Source organism: Lysinibacillus sp. HST-98 (genome assembly GCF_016757845.1).
Lineage (GTDB): Bacteria > Bacillota > Bacilli > Bacillales_A > Planococcaceae > Lysinibacillus > Lysinibacillus capsici.
In genome coordinates this window covers 1-16,582 of the sequence record NZ_JAENHX010000014.1, presented here as the reverse complement: position 1 = coordinate 16,582, position 16,582 = coordinate 1, and the positions used below count along the sequence as shown (strand labels likewise).

Annotated in this window: 14 protein-coding genes and 1 rRNA gene; 8 read left to right on the top strand and 7 right to left on the bottom strand. The window is 38.1% G+C overall.

Features of this window, described 5'->3' with window-relative positions; translation table 11 throughout:
- The first annotated feature begins 74 nt into the window (after positions 1-74).
- Positions 75-329, top strand: coding sequence for a DUF3899 domain-containing protein (locus tag JIN86_RS21915; protein ID WP_237497395.1), 255 nt, complete (start codon positions 75-77; stop codon positions 327-329).
- Between the two features lie 512 nt (positions 330-841).
- Here the strand turns inward: JIN86_RS21915 and JIN86_RS21910 are convergent.
- Complete coding sequence (locus tag JIN86_RS21910) at positions 842-2,524, bottom strand: peptide ABC transporter substrate-binding protein (protein ID WP_202342879.1); 1,683 nt, start codon at positions 2,522-2,524, stop codon at positions 842-844.
- A gap of 138 nt (positions 2,525-2,662) precedes the next feature.
- Here JIN86_RS21910 and JIN86_RS21905 point away from each other — a divergent pair, with 138 nt between their 5' ends.
- Positions 2,663-3,727, top strand: coding sequence for a M24 family metallopeptidase (locus JIN86_RS21905; RefSeq protein WP_004224314.1), 1,065 nt, complete (start codon positions 2,663-2,665; stop codon positions 3,725-3,727).
- A 246-nt stretch (positions 3,728-3,973) separates the two neighbouring features.
- Positions 3,974-5,260, top strand: a complete 1,287-nt coding sequence (gene rpoN, locus JIN86_RS21900; RefSeq protein WP_202342878.1) for an RNA polymerase factor sigma-54 — start codon at positions 3,974-3,976, stop codon at positions 5,258-5,260.
- A 68-nt stretch (positions 5,261-5,328) separates the two neighbouring features.
- Here the strand turns inward: rpoN and JIN86_RS21895 are convergent, their stop codons facing one another.
- Genes JIN86_RS21895 through JIN86_RS21875 form a run of 5 tightly spaced genes read right to left on the bottom strand, consistent with a single transcriptional unit; the run spans position 5,329 to position 10,842 of the window.
- Positions 5,329-6,813 (bottom strand): aldehyde dehydrogenase family protein, encoded by a 1,485-nt coding sequence (locus JIN86_RS21895; RefSeq protein WP_202342877.1) that lies wholly within the window; start codon positions 6,811-6,813, stop codon positions 5,329-5,331.
- A gap of 17 nt (positions 6,814-6,830) precedes the next feature.
- Complete coding sequence (gene dapA, locus JIN86_RS21890) at positions 6,831-7,733, bottom strand: 4-hydroxy-tetrahydrodipicolinate synthase (protein ID WP_202342876.1); 903 nt, start codon at positions 7,731-7,733, stop codon at positions 6,831-6,833.
- Between the two features lie 26 nt (positions 7,734-7,759).
- Entirely contained in the window at positions 7,760-8,632 is an 873-nt protein-coding gene (locus tag JIN86_RS21885; RefSeq protein WP_202342875.1) for a proline racemase family protein, read from the bottom strand.
- A gap of 12 nt (positions 8,633-8,644) precedes the next feature.
- Positions 8,645-9,664 carry a proline racemase family protein gene (locus JIN86_RS21880; protein ID WP_004224302.1) on the bottom strand — a complete coding sequence of 340 codons (1,020 nt, stop codon included), beginning with the start codon at positions 9,662-9,664 and terminating at the stop codon, positions 8,645-8,647.
- Positions 9,661-10,842, bottom strand: coding sequence for an NAD(P)/FAD-dependent oxidoreductase (locus JIN86_RS21875; RefSeq protein WP_202342874.1), 1,182 nt, complete (start codon positions 10,840-10,842; stop codon positions 9,661-9,663). The genes JIN86_RS21880 and JIN86_RS21875 overlap by 4 nt, the downstream gene beginning before the upstream one ends.
- A gap of 176 nt (positions 10,843-11,018) precedes the next feature.
- Here JIN86_RS21875 and JIN86_RS21870 point away from each other — a divergent pair, with 176 nt between their 5' ends.
- From JIN86_RS21870 to JIN86_RS21850, 5 genes are all read left to right on the top strand, one after another.
- Positions 11,019-12,710: a sigma 54-interacting transcriptional regulator gene (locus JIN86_RS21870; RefSeq protein WP_202342915.1), complete on the top strand. Its 1,692-nt coding sequence runs from the start codon at positions 11,019-11,021 to the stop codon at positions 12,708-12,710.
- A gap of 150 nt (positions 12,711-12,860) precedes the next feature.
- Entirely contained in the window at positions 12,861-13,130 is a 270-nt protein-coding gene (locus JIN86_RS21865; RefSeq protein ID WP_004224294.1) for a (2Fe-2S)-binding protein, read from the top strand.
- Positions 13,127-13,468, top strand: coding sequence for a (2Fe-2S)-binding protein (locus tag JIN86_RS21860; RefSeq protein ID WP_004224292.1), 342 nt, complete (start codon positions 13,127-13,129; stop codon positions 13,466-13,468). The genes JIN86_RS21865 and JIN86_RS21860 overlap by 4 nt, the downstream gene beginning before the upstream one ends.
- Positions 13,458-14,675: an NAD(P)/FAD-dependent oxidoreductase gene (locus tag JIN86_RS21855; RefSeq protein WP_004224291.1), complete on the top strand. Its 1,218-nt coding sequence runs from the start codon at positions 13,458-13,460 to the stop codon at positions 14,673-14,675. The genes JIN86_RS21860 and JIN86_RS21855 overlap by 11 nt, the downstream gene beginning before the upstream one ends.
- A gap of 283 nt (positions 14,676-14,958) precedes the next feature.
- On the top strand, positions 14,959-16,413 hold the full coding sequence (locus JIN86_RS21850; protein WP_004232871.1) for an alanine/glycine:cation symporter family protein: 1,455 nt from the start codon (positions 14,959-14,961) through the stop codon (positions 16,411-16,413).
- A gap of 44 nt (positions 16,414-16,457) precedes the next feature.
- Here the strand turns inward: JIN86_RS21850 and rrf are convergent.
- Positions 16,458-16,573, bottom strand: a 5S ribosomal RNA gene (gene rrf / locus JIN86_RS21845).
- Positions 16,574-16,582: the final 9 nt, after the last annotated feature.

Here is a 16,582-nt window from a genome sequence, read left to right as displayed (position 1 = left end):
GCATTTTTTTATGTTCCTTGTGTTATTCGTTATTATCAAGCCACACTGTCGCACTACTAACAATGATTAACTACATGTTTATGTTATCGCTTGCTTGTACAATTGTTGGAGGCTCGTTATTTGTTGTGCAAGGTGGTTTTTTCAATGGTATTGGTTATAGCTTTAAACGTTTTTTTGCTCGCGTTTCAAAAAATGGAGCGTACGCTTATGAATTAGATGGTAATCTGGAATTTATCCAAGCACCTATATATTCCTTTACTTATCCTCTTCTACTAGCTGGAACGCTCGGTTGTCTTATCACAACGATTTTATCTGTTGTGTTGTATTGAAAAACCAAAATGATTTCCCATTATACGGAAAAACATGAGACTGTAGAGATAAAGGATAGATCTTCACTACAACAAGTCCTACCACTACTTTCGTGGTGGGGCTTACCTCGTCATATTCATTATTTGCGCTTTAGGATGCTGTGTAGAAATCTCCATAATGGACATTCATGTGATAGAAAAAGTGTTAGATTGACTGCCATCAATCTAACACTTTTTTTGCTGCGCCGTTGTTGTCCGCTGCGGCGGTGCTTTCCGCAGGCATACACGTAAGCCGCAACCCTCGCTTACGCGCAGGTTTGTTGCGTCTTACGCTGTGTGCGTTCCCGCAGGAGTCACCGCCTCCGCTACCAACAACTAGTTTTTTCTTCTAATTTATTATTCATGGCAAAAGAAAGATCAGTTCATATTTTATGCATGTTCCTTAGTGAAAATTTATCAATACCAATGTACGCTATTTAAGATTTTAAGCTTATGTCCCAGCCACTTTCCCTTTTATCCCTAATTCATTTTTTTTACTTATCGATTTCAACCCATTTGTAGCTAATATCCGCTGAGAATGGATGTTCATATAAATTTTTCACATAAGGCTTCTTTAAACGACTTACACCTTTTTGGAATGTTGGAGCAAATGCCACATCTTCCATCATCAGCTTTTCAGCTTGTTGCATTAATTGCCAACGCTCCTTAATATCAGCAGTCGTTTTTGCTTGCTTAATTAACGCGTCCACTTCTGCATTTTTATAATGGGATTGGTTATAGTAAGCAGTTGATTCAAATAAATCAATATATGTCATCGGATCTTGAAAGTCCGGACCCCAGCCACCATAGTCTAAATCGTAGTCAACTGCGCCTTCTAATGCTAGTTTTTGTTTATTCGGCTGCATATTAATCGTTAGCTCTAAGCCAGCAAGATTGGTTTCTAATTGGTTTTTAATAAATTCAGCTGCTTTTTTTGATTCTGCTCGGTCATATGTTAAAAATTCTAGAGTTACTTTATCAACTCCTAGTTCTTGTAAACCAGTAGCCCACGCTTTTTTCGCCGCTTCAATATCTGTTTTATTCATATCACCATTCGCTTCGCGGAAATCAACGCCATTCTCATCCGTTGATAACCCTTTAGGGACTAAGTAGTAAGCAGGAATAGAACCGTCCTGTAAAATGACATCCGCAAATCCTTGTTTATCCCAAGCCATATCAATCGCTTTACGAATGTTTTTATTCCCTAAAAACTTGTTTTCATGATTCATACGAATAAAATACGTATTTGGTTTTAAAAATGTTGAATATTCTGGGCTATCTTTGTATTGCGCTACATACTCACTTGATAACTCAGTCGTATCAATTTCCCCTGCCTCATATAAGTTAACTGCTGTAGCAGTGTCTTTTACAATTTTTTGCGTAATTTTCGTTAGCTTAACAGCATCTTTGTCCCAATAGTTTTCATTTTTTGCAAAAGTCCATCCTTGTCCGTGCTGCCAAGACTCCATAATAAATGGACCATTATAAATCATGTTTGCTGCTTCTAACGCATATTGATCACCTTGCGCCTCTGTAAATTCTTCATTTAACGGGAAAAATGGCGCATAAGTTGTTAAGCTTAAAAAATATGGAATTGGTGCATTTAGTTGCACTTCAAGCGTAAAATCATTTAGCGCTTTTATGCCGATTTTATCTACCTTGCCAAACAGTGGATCTCCTTCTGTTTGCACATTTGCAGCATTTTTAATATCGAGCATTAAATAAGAATAAATTGCTTGTGTTTCAGGATTAATTGCTCTTTTCCACGCGTAGACAAAGTCATGCGCCGTAACCGGAGTGCCATTGCTCCACAGTGCGTCTTCACGTAACTTGAACGTATACACCGTACCATCTTCTGATACTTCATATGACGCTGCCATACCTGGCACAGGCGTATTCTCTGGTCCAATGCGATATAACCCCTCAAATACTGAATTCATCGCCGTTACAGCGAGTGCATCTACACTTCCTAAAGAACTCATCGTCGTTAAATCTCCGCCTGCAACTAAATGAAGTTCTTGTGTAACAGCAGACTCTCCCCCATCAGTAGCTTCTTTGTCCGTGCTATTTCCCCCAGTTGAGCTACCGGCTGAATTGTCTTCTTTACCATAGCAGCCCACTAATACAACGAGCATAAGACCTAACAATACAACGAGCCATTTCGTCTTTTTAGCCATACTCAAAACCCCTTTGATTTTATTGCACGATGGATACCGTACTGATTAACTAATATGCAATAATCATGCCGATACTTTTCTAGACTTATAAAACTGGCATAGAATTTGCAATATATTCTAGAAAGGGGGAATTACAACATGTCACAACTACAAAAAGTACGAGGAGCATTACAAAAACAACAAACAGAGGCACTTATCATCACAAACGATCAAAACCGTCGTTATTTAACTGGATTTACAGGGAGTGCTGGTACAGTAGTGATTACACCAACAAAGTCAATGTTACTTGTGGATTTTCGTTATACCGAACAGGCAACGAAACAAAGCCGTGCTTTTGAGGTACGTCAAATAGAGCGCGCACATTTATATGAAACGATTCAAGAGATTTTCGATGCCGAATCTATCCAAACAGTTGGATTTGAACAACAGCATGTGAGTTACTATACGTATCAATTAATGGCTAGTAAACTAACAGCTACATTAAAACCGCTATCAAATATTGTGGAAGATTTGCGAATGATTAAAACACCTAAGGAAATAGAACTAATAAAAAAAGCAGCGTGGATTTCAGACGAAGCGTTCCAACATATTTTAACATTTATTAAACCTGGTGTTTCAGAGATTGACATTGCCAATGAATTAGAAGCGCATATGCGTAAAAATGGTGCTACTGGGGCTGCATTCGATATGATTATCGCTTCTGGTAAGCGCTCCGCCCTACCACATGGTGTTGCAACTGACAAAATCGTAGAACAAGGCGATATGCTAACACTCGACTTTGGTGCTTATTATCAAGGTTATCGTTCAGATATGACGCGAACAATCGCTGTAGGTGAGCCACCAGAAAAATTAAAAGAAATCTATCAAATCGTATACGACTCATTGCAGCATGCGCTCATGCATATGAAAGCTGGTATAACAGGGAAAGAAGCAGATAGTTATAGCCGCGACTTTATTACAAGCAAAGGTTATGGGGAACATTATGGACACGGTTCTGGGCATGGGATTGGCTTAGATATTCACGAAAATATTTTTATGTCTACTGTTTGCGAAGATCTGCTAGAAGAGAATATGGTACTTACAGTGGAACCTGGTATTTATATAGCCGATTTAGGTGGTGTCCGAATAGAAGATGATGTCATTATCACAAAAGATGGCATTGAAATCATTACGCACTCACCAAAGGAGCTTATTATTTTATAAGCGCTTCATACTGTGAGAAGAATATTTCTATATTTTATACACTTAGTGTCGGCATGTTTAGATTTTAGACACATTCGTCGCATCTTTTGCTAACAGCAATTTTTAAGTAATTACATGTACATTACATTAGATATGTCAAAGTTTCTAGTCACCGGCTGATAAGAAATACTACCGACACGCTATTTTAATTATGAACATCATTTTCTATCGTTTTCTGGTAATTAAATAGAGAATCGAGGTTTTATTATGCATCTATCAATGAAACAAACACAAGATTTGAATTTAGTGATGACCGTGCAACTTCGCCAAGCCATTGAATTGCTACAGTATTCTACTCAAGAACTAGAGCAGTTTATCCGTGAACAAGAATTGATGAATCCATTAATAGCATTGATTGAGCCAACAGTCCCAGAACGTATGCCTACTTCAAAAGCTATAACTGGTCAAACAAACATGGTAGATACTTTATCTACATATGAACAAAATATTCGCGATGAGTTATTTGAACAAGTGAAGTTAACATTCTCTAAAGACACAGATATAAAATTACTTAAACATATTATTTATCATTTAGATGACAACGGTTACTATGAACCACCTATTGTGCCTATTTATAAGGAGCATGAAATTTATAAAGGTATTCACTTATTACAAACAATTGGACCTCTTGGTGTTGGGGCACGCAGTTTACAAGAGTGTTTACTGTTACAAACAATTTATCGTCATGATAGTCCAAAACATACTGATGAAGTGATTGCCAATCATTTAGAAGCATTTGCAAATAAAAAATGGCAACAAATCGCGAATGAGTTACATATCTCGCTTTGCGATATGCAAGCCATCTATCAATTTATTCTAACTTTACAGCCAAAACTAAGTTCACTGTTCCATCAAGAAGCCATTCAACACAATACGCCGGACATTATTGTACAAGTTAAGGATAATGTTATTACATTTTCTTTAAATGACTTTTATTTGCCTAAACTTAAACTTCACCCTGACTACGTTCCATATATTACGAGCAATTCTTCTGACAAGGGTTATTTTAAAAAGCATTTATCAGATTATCAATGGCTCGTTAACAGTATTGAACAACGGCGCCTTACCATTATCAAAATTATGACGGCTCTTATTGACAAGCAAAAAGCCTTTTTTACACATGGCTTTGCTGCTTTACAGCCTCTCACATTGCGTGAAGTTGCTGAGCAAATTGGTGTACATGAATCAACCGTTAGTCGTGTTACAACAAATAAATATGTTCAAACACCATATGGTACGTATGAGCTTCGGGATTTATTTACTTCAAAATTACAAACAACTACAGGAGACAGCGTGTCCCAAGTAAAGGTGAAATCACTGCTGACTGACTATATTAAGAACGAAAATAAAAATAAACCGTTGTCAGATCAAAAAATTGCTAACTATTTCAAAACGAGTCATGGTATCGAAATTTCACGTCGTACGATTACAAAATATCGTGAGGAGATGAATATCCCATCATCTTCACGACGCAAGGAAATTCAATTTAGTTAAGCATTTGAAAGGAGCTATCGCATTGTCGATAGCTCCTTTCCTGTCTATTTTAAGGGGGGGTTACACATTCAATTTTGTTTCATATTAACAAAGACGCTTTTTATTTCTGTATAGTTGGACAGGCCGTATTCGCCACCCATTTCGCGACCTATACCTGATTGCTTATAGCCACCAAACGGCATTGTTTCCCATTCTAAACCAAAATCATTGATCCATACGGTTCCTGCTTGTAGTTTACTAGAGATATAGTGAGCTTTTTTCACATTTTCCGTCCAGATACTTGCAGCTAATCCATACTTACTATCATTTGCACGTGCAATGACTTGTTCTATTGTTTCAAACGAAAAGATGGACATGACTGGCCCAAAAATTTCTTCTCGGGCAATTGTCATATGATCTTGTACATCTGCAAATACAGTAGGTTGCACAAAGTAACCTTTGTTAAATGCACGCCCACCACCTGCTACAAGCCGTGCACCTTCTGCTTTTCCTTTTTCGATAAAACCAAGTACTGTATTCAATTGTTTTTGCGACACGAGTGGACCCATTTCTGTCTGTGGATCTAATCCAGGTCCTAGTTTTACTTCTTGTGCTTTCTCAGCAAGCTTTTCCACGAATTGATTGTACAAACTACTGTGCACAAATACACGAGTACAAGCGCTACAGTTTTGACCATGATTATACATTGTTCCTGCAAATGTACCTTCGATTGCAGTTTCAATATCTGCATCTGCCAACACAATTGCTGGCGATTTACCACCGAGTTCTAACGTCACACTTTTCACATCATCTGCTGCTTTTTTCATAACATGAATACCTGTTTTTGTTGAGCCAGTAAATGCAACCTTTGCGACACCTTCATGTGTGACAATGGCCTCTCCTGCCTCACCTGTTCCAGGAACAATGTTCACAACACCATCCGGCAAACCGGCTTGTTTCATTAATTTCCCTACATATAATAATGACAACGGTGTTTCCGCTGCTGGTTTAATCACAACGGTACAACCAACTGCTAATGCAGCGCCTAATTTCCATGCAGCCATGGCAAGCGGGAAATTCCACGGAATAATTTGTCCAACAACACCTACCGGCTCATGAACCGTATAGTTTAAATAATTTTTAGATACTTGTACTGTTTGCCCTGTTATTTTTGTTGCCCAACCTGCATAATAACGGAAATGTTGCACAGTACCATCTACATCATCAGCTAATGCTGTTTCGTAAGGCTTCCCATTATCTAATGATTCTAACTGTGCTAATTCCTCACGGTGTTCCTCTAATAAATCCGCAAATTTATAAATAATACGTGAACGTTCAGCTGCCTCCATGAAAGACCACTCACCGTCAAATGCTTTTTGTGCTGCTAACACTGCGACGTTGATATCTTCAGCTTGTGCCTCACTTACAGTTGCAATGACTTCTTCATTCGCTGGATTTAAAACGTCAAAGCTTTTACCTGATTGAGATGCCACGTATTCACCGTTAATGTATAACCCAATCGGTGATTGTAAAAATTCTAGTACTTTTGGTTTCAGCGTTAATAAAGCCTCCATATTTGACACCCCTTTTGTTAATGAAGTTCAGTAACCAACACATCTAAGTCAGCCAAAATAGCTTTTAATTGCGCATCTTCTTCTGCCGTCAGTGGCAAACGTGGTAAACGGCATGGTCCACCTGCCCAACCTTTTAGTTCCATTGCACGTTTAGCAATTTGTACATATTTACCTGAGCCTTCTAAAAACGCACATAATGGTAAAAGTCGATCGTAAATGGACCACGCCTTTTCTAGATTACCCTCTTGTACATTGTTGTATAGTTCAGTTACAAGTTCAGGCACGATGTTCCCTGATACAGAAATCCAACCGACCGCACCGACAAGGAATGATTCAATTGCTAAATCTTCTGATCCACAAAATACTTTAATATCGTCTTGTCCTTGGCGTACAATATCACGTGCTTTGCCGATACTACCACTCGATTCTTTGATATGTGTGATGTTTGGTACTTCTCTGCCTACTTTTAATATCGTGTCCAAACCAATATCCACACCTGATGTGAACGGATTGTTATAAATCATAATTGGAAAGCTAACCGATTCTGCTACTGTTTTAAAGTGTAAATATATTTCCTCGTCTTTCGGATGTGCATAATAGGAGTTAATAAGTAATGCAGCGTCTGCTCCAGCCTGTTCAGCTTGTTGTGTATAGGCAACAGCATCCGCTGTAGTCTCTGCAGCTGTCCCTACGATTAACGTAATACGACCTTTAATTTGATCGACTGCTACTTCTACCGCTTTCATACGTTCTTCTTTTGACAAACTTACAAATTCCCCTGTACTACCGTTAATTGCAATGCCTGTTACACCTGCTTCAATAAAATGTTCAATATTTTGACGGAAACCATCCCAATCTATGTCTGTTTGATTTAACATCGGCGTTACTAATACTGGAAATACACCTTCTAATTTTTTCATCATTCTTTCCTCCTCAGTTTTAGTTATTACACAATGATGAATCCTTGTTGTAATGGATCTTCGCTATCTACTACAAATTGATGGATTCCTGTGATATATCCTTTTAATGCAATTTCGTAGCCAACTTCATATTTTCGTGTCAACTCGATACTGCTGCCGAAAATACTATTATTTATTTGAACTGCTTGATCGCCTAATATAGCAGTTAAAGCTAATGTACTATCAACACTTGGCGAACGTAAAATATAGCCATCTCGTTCAAATGTTACTGAACGTACCATACTGTCTAATTTTTCATACACAATTACACCATCAGCATCATGATATTTGGCACTTTCAGTTATTCCCCAAGTGCTAATATAAGCTAATTCATCTAGCACGAGTGCCTTTATATGATGCGGTTTTTCCATCACAATATAGTGTCGTTCATCGTCCACTACAACTCGCTCACCGGCTATCCTTGCTGGCTTCACTGTCAAATGAACTGACAGTACTTCGTCTTTTGATTCCGAAAGTTTTACATATACTTGGTGGATACCTTTTACCGTTTCAATCGAATAGATGTTGTCGTCTGATAATTCAACTGTGCCGCATTCTAGTAATGCCGTTGTCGTTGCTACAAGTGCCTCATATTTAAAATCTGTCGATGCCCCATGTTGGAAAAATAATAACCGAAATGAAGCAACGGCAGATGGCAATATTACGCAGCCATGCATACCACGATGTCCTCGTGGCTCATTTAATAAAAGGTTTTTCGTATTTTCAAATTGTGTATTTAATGCAGTAGCCGCTTCTGCTATTTGTTCTTGATAAATGGCAATAGGTGATTGCACCACTATACGAAAGGCTTCCCCCACTACTTGTGTATCAATTGTTTGAAAAGATTTGTTATAGTTCATCTATATCCTCCTTTAGTGATCCATAGGTGGAATCATTAAATAGCCTTCTTTTAATGGATCTTGCTCATTGTAAAAGAATTTATGCATGCCCATTACCCATGCAGACCCTGTTACTTCAGGAATAACGGCCACCCCATCACCTACTGTTACTTCCTCTAGTACACGTGCTGTAAATAATGTTCCTACGATACTTTCATAAACAAATGGTTCATTGACTGCCAGCTCATTTTTCGTATAAAGCGTAGCAATTTTAGCTGACGTTCCTGTACCACATGGTGACCGGTCTATCCCACCTGGTGGTACAACGACTGTATTTTTTAAATGTGCTAATTCATTGGTAGCATCCGTATAAAACTCCATATGTGTGAGTCCCTCAATAAATGAAAACTCAGGATGGACAATCTTTTCTTTGGCATTGACAGCATTTCGGAGACGAATACCTGTATTAATGATTGCTGTCGCATTTTCTACTGATAAATCAAGACCTATTTTACGAGCATCGACAATACCATAAAAATTGCCCCCATAGGCTATTTCACATTCAACTGTCCCTAGCTCTGGATCCTCAATATCCACTTTTTTTAATAGAAATGAAGGTACATTTTTAAATGTCACTTCTTTCGCAATTCCTTCTTCTACTTTAATTTGTACATCGATTAAACCTGCTGGCGTGTCTAATGTAATATTTGTATACGGTGTTTGAATGTCTATTAATTTTGCTTCGACAAGTGCTGTACATACACCAATCGTATCGTGTCCACACATTGGTAAGTAGCCACCCGTTTCGATATAAATAACACCAAGATCAGCATCTGGATGGCAAGGGTCAGTAATAATCGCACCTGACATAACACTATGGCCGCGGGGTTCGTTCATCAAAAACTTGCGTATCCAGTCGTAATGTTTTTGCATATATAACATTTTGTCTGACATCGTTTCCCCTTTTAGTTTCGGCATACCACTAATAAGTGACCTTGTTGGATTGCCCCCTGTATGGGTATCAATTGTGGTAAATAGCTTTTGGAATTTCATGTGTGAAGTACTCCCTTCTGAAATCGATTCATATTAACTGGCTCCGTCGGAATACACGTATTTTTATGTTGCAGCAATTCTTGCACGAGTTTTCCTGTAACGGCAGCTAAGCTTATACCGTCCCCTTCATGACCTGCCGCTATATAGAAGCCAGGTACTTGCTCTACTTCACAAATAATTGGTAAATGATCCTCCGTCCATGGTCTTAACCCACAATATGTACGAATAATCGACATATCGGCGATTTTCGGATAAAAGCGCATAGCACGCCTTGCAATCATTTTGACAACATCATGATTGACTTTTGTATCAAACCCAACAAATTGACGACTACTCCCGATTAAAAAATTTTGTGCTTCGGTTGGTTCAAAAACTAATGCCACACCGTATTTTTCAATATCCGCATCCACCATCCGCTCTCCACCAAATTTAGAAATTAAATAGCCAAATTCCATCACTTTGCGAAGACCTACTGGCTCTTGACGAGACGCCACAATAAGGTGTCCTTTACGCGGCTGTATTGGAATATCGATGCCTAACATCTGGCCAATGCTTGGAGCCCAAATACCACAAGCATTAATTACTTTGTTAGCCGTCATCGTCTCCACATTTGTATCGATTAAAAATGTGCCATCTGACTGCTTCTTAATCATTCTGACTTCGGTATGTTTTCTTATGTTTGCGCCTAATTTTTCTGCTGAATGGAACATGGAAAACGTCAGCATATACGGATTCACTGTTGAGTCGGTTTTACACTCAAGCCCACCATATAAATCGTCTGCAAAAAACTTTGATTCATTTCTTAAATCTGCGCGGTCTAACATTTTAAAATCTAAACCCGCTTGTTTTTGCCGTGTCACCCATTGCTGTGCAGCTTCTATTTCTACTTCACTTTCACAAACAAGAATACTTCCTGGGTTACGGTATTCAAATTTAATTTCCAAGTCTTTATCTAAGTCATGTACTAATTGTTGGCTTACTAATGACATTTGGCTATCAAAGCCCGGGTCCTTATCAATGGCTAAAATATTGCCATCACAACGAGAAGATGTACCACTTGCTAATTCATTTTTTTCGAGTACCGTTATTTCAAGTCCCGCCTTTGCACAATAATAAGCAATTGCCGCTCCAATAATGCCTCCGCCAATAATAACGATATCATGATGAGATGTCCCCAAGGTTCTCCCCCCTTTTTTTAACTAGCACTTAACATTGTGCAAAAACTATGCCAATCTAAACATCTGAAATTTGTTTGATTAAGAAGCCACTATATGTCAAAATAAATTTTAATATTCTAAAAAATTTGACACACGGTTACGAAGGGGGACTTACATTGCATCCATACCATTTAATTATGAATAAAATGCTAAAACGAAATTTCGCTTTTATCCCTATAGAAGAAGTCATTACTAAAATGAATAATGATAAAATACAGTATTTTGTTATTGAAAATGACAAACCTTATGCCGTTAAAAGAGGCAAACGAAAAAGTGATATTAACTATATCGCCTGTCAAATTGTTCGTATGGATTGTCCGCTCAAAACAGCGCTTGATTATTTAGAGGAATATGAGTATTTACTTGTGCGTGACGAAGAAAAAAAATATATAGGTTATTTATGGAAAGAATCCTTAATGCATGATCTTGCCTATGAATTAGAGTGTACTAACGCTTACTTAAACACTATTTTAGAAACCATTAATGAATCATGTACTGTCATTGATGGTAATCAAAACGTCATTTATTGGACAAAAGGTGCCGAAAGTATTTTTTCTGTATCTGGCAATCATATTATTGGACAACCTATCACGAATTTCTTTAAAGAAGACCAACTTGAAATATTACATACATTACAGCATGGGAAATCCGTTTATCAGCAACAACATTTTCCTCGTGAAGATCTTGTCGTGATGATTAATTCAAACCCTGTTATGTTAAATGATAAAACGATTGGCGCAGTGGTGGCAGAGACAGATATTACGCATGTAAAAAAATTAAACGAGGAGCTCCATATTACATCGGAAAAATTACTGAATTTAGAGAAACAGATGAATACGAATGGCTTAACGTATGATCCTTTTACATTAATCCGTGGCAATAGCCCACAGCTTAAAAATGTGCTTGAAAAAGTAAAAAAAGTCGCTGAAACAGAAGCCAATATTTTAATATATGGTGAAAGTGGGGTCGGCAAAGAGCTTTTCGCTCGAGCCGTCCATGCCATTCGAGAAAAACCTGAAGCGCCCTTTGTAGCAATCAACTGTGGGGCCATTCCAAGTGGCTTATTTGAAAGTGAGATTTTCGGTTATGAAAAAGGGGCCTTTTCTGGTGCCCATCAAAAAGGAAAAAAGGGGAAGGTTGAGTTAGCACGTGGCGGCACCTTGTTTCTAGATGAAATTGGGGAAATGCCTTTAGACATGCAAGTGAAAATTTTGCGATTGCTACAAGAAAAAACATTTTATGCTGTCGGTGGCACAAAAGAAATGGATGTTGATTTTAATTTAGTTGCTGCTACGAATAGGGACTTAAAACAATTAGTAGCAGAAGGAAAATTTAGAGAAGATTTATATTATCGTTTAAATGTTGTAAATTTCACTGTTCCCCCATTACGAGAGCGTGCATCAGATATTTTAGAAATTAGTAACTATTTTTTATATGAAAAATCGATTAAATACAACCGCCCTATTCAAGGAATTCCTCCTGAGATTGTCAATATTCTATTACACTATCAGTGGCCAGGAAATGTACGTGAACTTGGTAATGTTATAGAACGGCTCGTTGTTTTTTCAAATGAGGGAGCCATTCATGTAGAAGATTTACCAGCCGATATTTTGGCAGCTGTTCCTAAAGCAGAACTACTAGAGGTACCAAAAGACTTGCCCCAAAGCAATGGCACCCAATTAAGTGAACAGCTTGAACATTATGAGCGAGAAATTATTTTGCAACAACTGACTTCTGTGAATGGCAATAAAAAGATGTGTGCAAAAAAATTAGGCATTACACGCGCCACTTTATACAACCGATTAAAAAGGCTAAATATAGATGTCTAATTTTTTTAAACTGTCCATTTTTTATACACGTATTGTTTGATACTTTATACATTCGTTGGATGCTGATTAAAATAATAAAAGAAATTATCTGGCATAGTTTTTGCAGTAACTATATATGTAAATAAAAATTGCGTATTAGGGGTGTAGGCTATGCAAAATAAAACTATGATGGTATGTCGTTGTGAAGAAGTTAGCTTCGATGAACTAGTCAAAACAGCATCTGAATATAATTGTTCTGCACGAGAACTAAAATTACGTACGCGTGCGGGAATGGGCTACTGTGGAGGTCGTACTTGTCGTACAATGGTAGACCAAATCGCACATATCTATCAGCCAAGAAGCAATAATGACATATCATTAAAATACCAAGCGCCCATTCGTCCGGTGCGTTTTGCGGATTTAGGGGAGGTTAAATCATGACAGAACGTATTATGAGTCATCCTATTTTGGGAGATCTGCCACACAAGGAAAAAGTATCTTTTACTTTTGATGATCAATTATACGAAGCATATAAAGGCGAATCATTAGCAGCTGCATTACTTGCCCAAGATATCCGCACATTACGCGTGCATGAGGAAACCGGTCATCCACGTGGTATTTATTGTAATATTGGTCATTGCTTTGAATGCCGTGTAAATATCAACGGCTTAGATGGAGAACGTGCATGTATTACGCCAGTCACTGAAGGTATGGTTGTAAAGAGTGGCAAAGTACTTCCAACGACGGTACGTGATTGGAGGAAACATCATGGGAAATAAAGTAATTATTATCGGTGCTGGTCCTGCTGGTCTTTCTGCAGCTATTACTTTGGCTGAAAAAAATATTGGCGTTGTCGTTATAGATGAGTACCTTTATGCAGGCGGACGTTTACTTGGACAACTTTACGAAGAAAGCCCAAATAAATGGTGGAATGGCATAGTAGAATCCGAACGATTATTAGCTCGTGCCAAAGAATTGAATGTCGAGTTTTCTTTACAAACGTCCGTTTCAGATTTAGAAAAAATAGATCAAGATTGGGTACTCCATACGAATAAAGGTGTTTTCCATACAAAGCAGTTGCTCTTAGCTACAGGTGCCGCTGAATCACCGTTCCCTATTCCAGGATGGACGTTGCCTGGTGTGATGTCTGTAGGGGCTGCGCAAGTCATGACAAATGTGCATCGGGTAAAGCCCGGCAAGCGCGGCGTTATTATTGGTGTTAATGTGCTTTCTTCTGCAATTGCTATGGAGTTGCAAATCGCTGACGTGCAAGTGGCAGCTATCACATTACCTGCAGCCAATTTATTAACAATTAATAGTAGTAATCCATTAGAGGTAATGAATTCTTTATTGCATGTTTCTCATATGGCCCCTTCTCCACTTATAAAAATTGGTAGTAAGTTTATGAAAAATGAATTCCTAAAGAAACTTGGGATTACGTTCTATCCTAAAGATGGGGTTAGAATGTGGGGGATTCCAATTATGTTGCGAAAAGCTGTTATTGAAATTGTGGGTAAAGACCAAGTTGAAGGTGTTGTTCTTGCAACAGTCAATATAGATGGTTCTATTGTTCCAGGCAGTGAGAAACGCATTGATGTAGATTTTGTTTGTATCGCAGGAGGATTATATCCGTTAGCAGAATTGGCCTCTTTAGCAGGTTGCCCCTTCCATTATATTGAACAATTAGGCGGATTCGTCCCTCTACATAATGAACAAATGGAGACGAACTTAACAGGCTTACATGTTGCGGGCAATATTACAGGAATTGAAGGCGCAAAAGTAGCATTAGCACAAGGAAAAGTTGCTGCCCTCACTATTGCATCCAAGTTAGGTGCTAGCGTTACGCAACTAGACATTCAACAAGCAATTGAAGATGTAGAAACAACAAGGGCTAATGCCCATATCCAATTCCATCCGGAAGTTTTAGTAGGTCGTCAAAAAATGAAGGAAATATGGTCACAAACTTTGTCACATACGCTAAGTTAATTATGTCCATTTTTTTAGACAAAAGTAAAAAAGTGTATACAGTTTTTAAATCAACTGTTCCTATAAAAAATCTTTCTCTAGCTTTTTAAGAGAAAGATTTTTTATTTTTTTATAGCCTTAATCCATTCATTTCGTTGTCGAAAAAACATGAAGCTCAATTATTGGCATAAAAAATGCATTATCCATTAGTAAGAAATTAAAGTTGAAAGGAGGGTTTCTATAGAACGATAGAGGAAGAAACAAGGATGTGGGCTGTGAAATGATTCTTTAAGGGGGAGAATAAATGGAAGCAATCGTAAATACTTTAGTTGATTACATTTGGGGAAATGCACTCGTTTACTTAGCATTAGGTGTAGGCTTATATTTCACTGTTATTACAAAAGCTGTTCAATTTCGTTATATTCCTGAGATGATACGGTTATTGCGTCAACGAGGGGAAACGAACGAAGGCATCTCTTCTTTTCAAGCTTTCTGTATGGCGTTGTCTGGACGTGTCGGGGTTGGTAATATTGCTGGGGTGGCAACTGCTATTGCTGCTGGGGGACCCGGTGCAGTATTTTGGATGGGAGTTATGGCCTTCCTCGGTGGAGCAAGTGCATTCATCGAATCAACTTTAGCACAAGTATACAAAGAAAAGGCGGATAATCAATATCGTGGTGGATCTCCCTATTATATTGAAAAAGGGTTAAAATTAAAAGGATTTGCCATCTTTGTAGCAATCGTAATTTGTATTTCGTATGGAATTTTAGTGCCAGGGATTCAAGCAAACACAATAGCTGCTTCATTCGATACAGCATTTCATTTTCCACCATTTGTAACAGGTATAATTATTGTTGTACTTTTAGCATTAATCATTTTTGGTGGCATTAAGCGGATTGCACGAGTAGCAGATAAAGTTGTCCCAATTATGGCGCTTGCTTATGTTCTATTAACAATCATTATTTTAGGAGCTAATTTAAGTGCAATTCCTGGAATGCTTAAATTAATCGTTACAAGCGCATTTGGTACAAATGAAATATTCGGAGGTATCGTTGGAGCGGCTATTGCCTGGGGTGTAAGACGTTCAGTATTTTCAAATGTGGCTGGTGCAGGTGAAGCAACATTCAGTTCAGCTGCCGCTGAAGTAACACACCCAGCTAAACAAGGTTTAGTCCAAGGTTTCTCGATTTATATTGATACGATAATCGTTTGCACAGCAACGGCTTTAATGATTTTAATAACAGGTATGTATAATGTAACACCTCCTGGCGCTACATCACCGCTTGTAGAGAACGTTCCAGGCCTTGTTGCAGGTACTGCTTATACGCAAGCCGCTGTATCTACTGTATTTCATAATCTTGGAAGTAGTTTTGTAGCCATTGCCATTTTCCTTTTTGCCTTTACAACTTTAATGGCATACTATTATATAGCAGAAACGACAATTGTATATCTAGATAAGAAATTACAATATCCAATATTAAAATTCGTTTTAAAAATAATTTTTTTAATAGTCGTTTACATCGGAAGCATTCAATCTGTGAGCCTTATGTGGGGATTGGGGGATATTGGATTCGGAAGTATGAGCTATTTAAACTTTATTGTAATCGTTTTATTATCAAAACCTGCTATCAAAGTTTTGCGCGATTATGATCGTCAAAAGAAGGCAGGCCTGGATCCTATTTTCGATCCACGTGAGGTTGGCATTGAAAACGCCGATTTTTGGATTGCATACAGTGATAGATTTAAAAAGAAGAAATAAGTATGAAATAAAAAACAGTCAGCACTCAGCTGACTGTTTTTGTTGCCTAGCGACGTCCTACTCTCACAGGGGGAAGCCCCCAACTACCATCGGCGCTAAAGAGCTTAACTTCCGTGTTCGGTATGGGAACGGGTGTGACCTCTTTGCCATCATCACTAGACTTTTATTC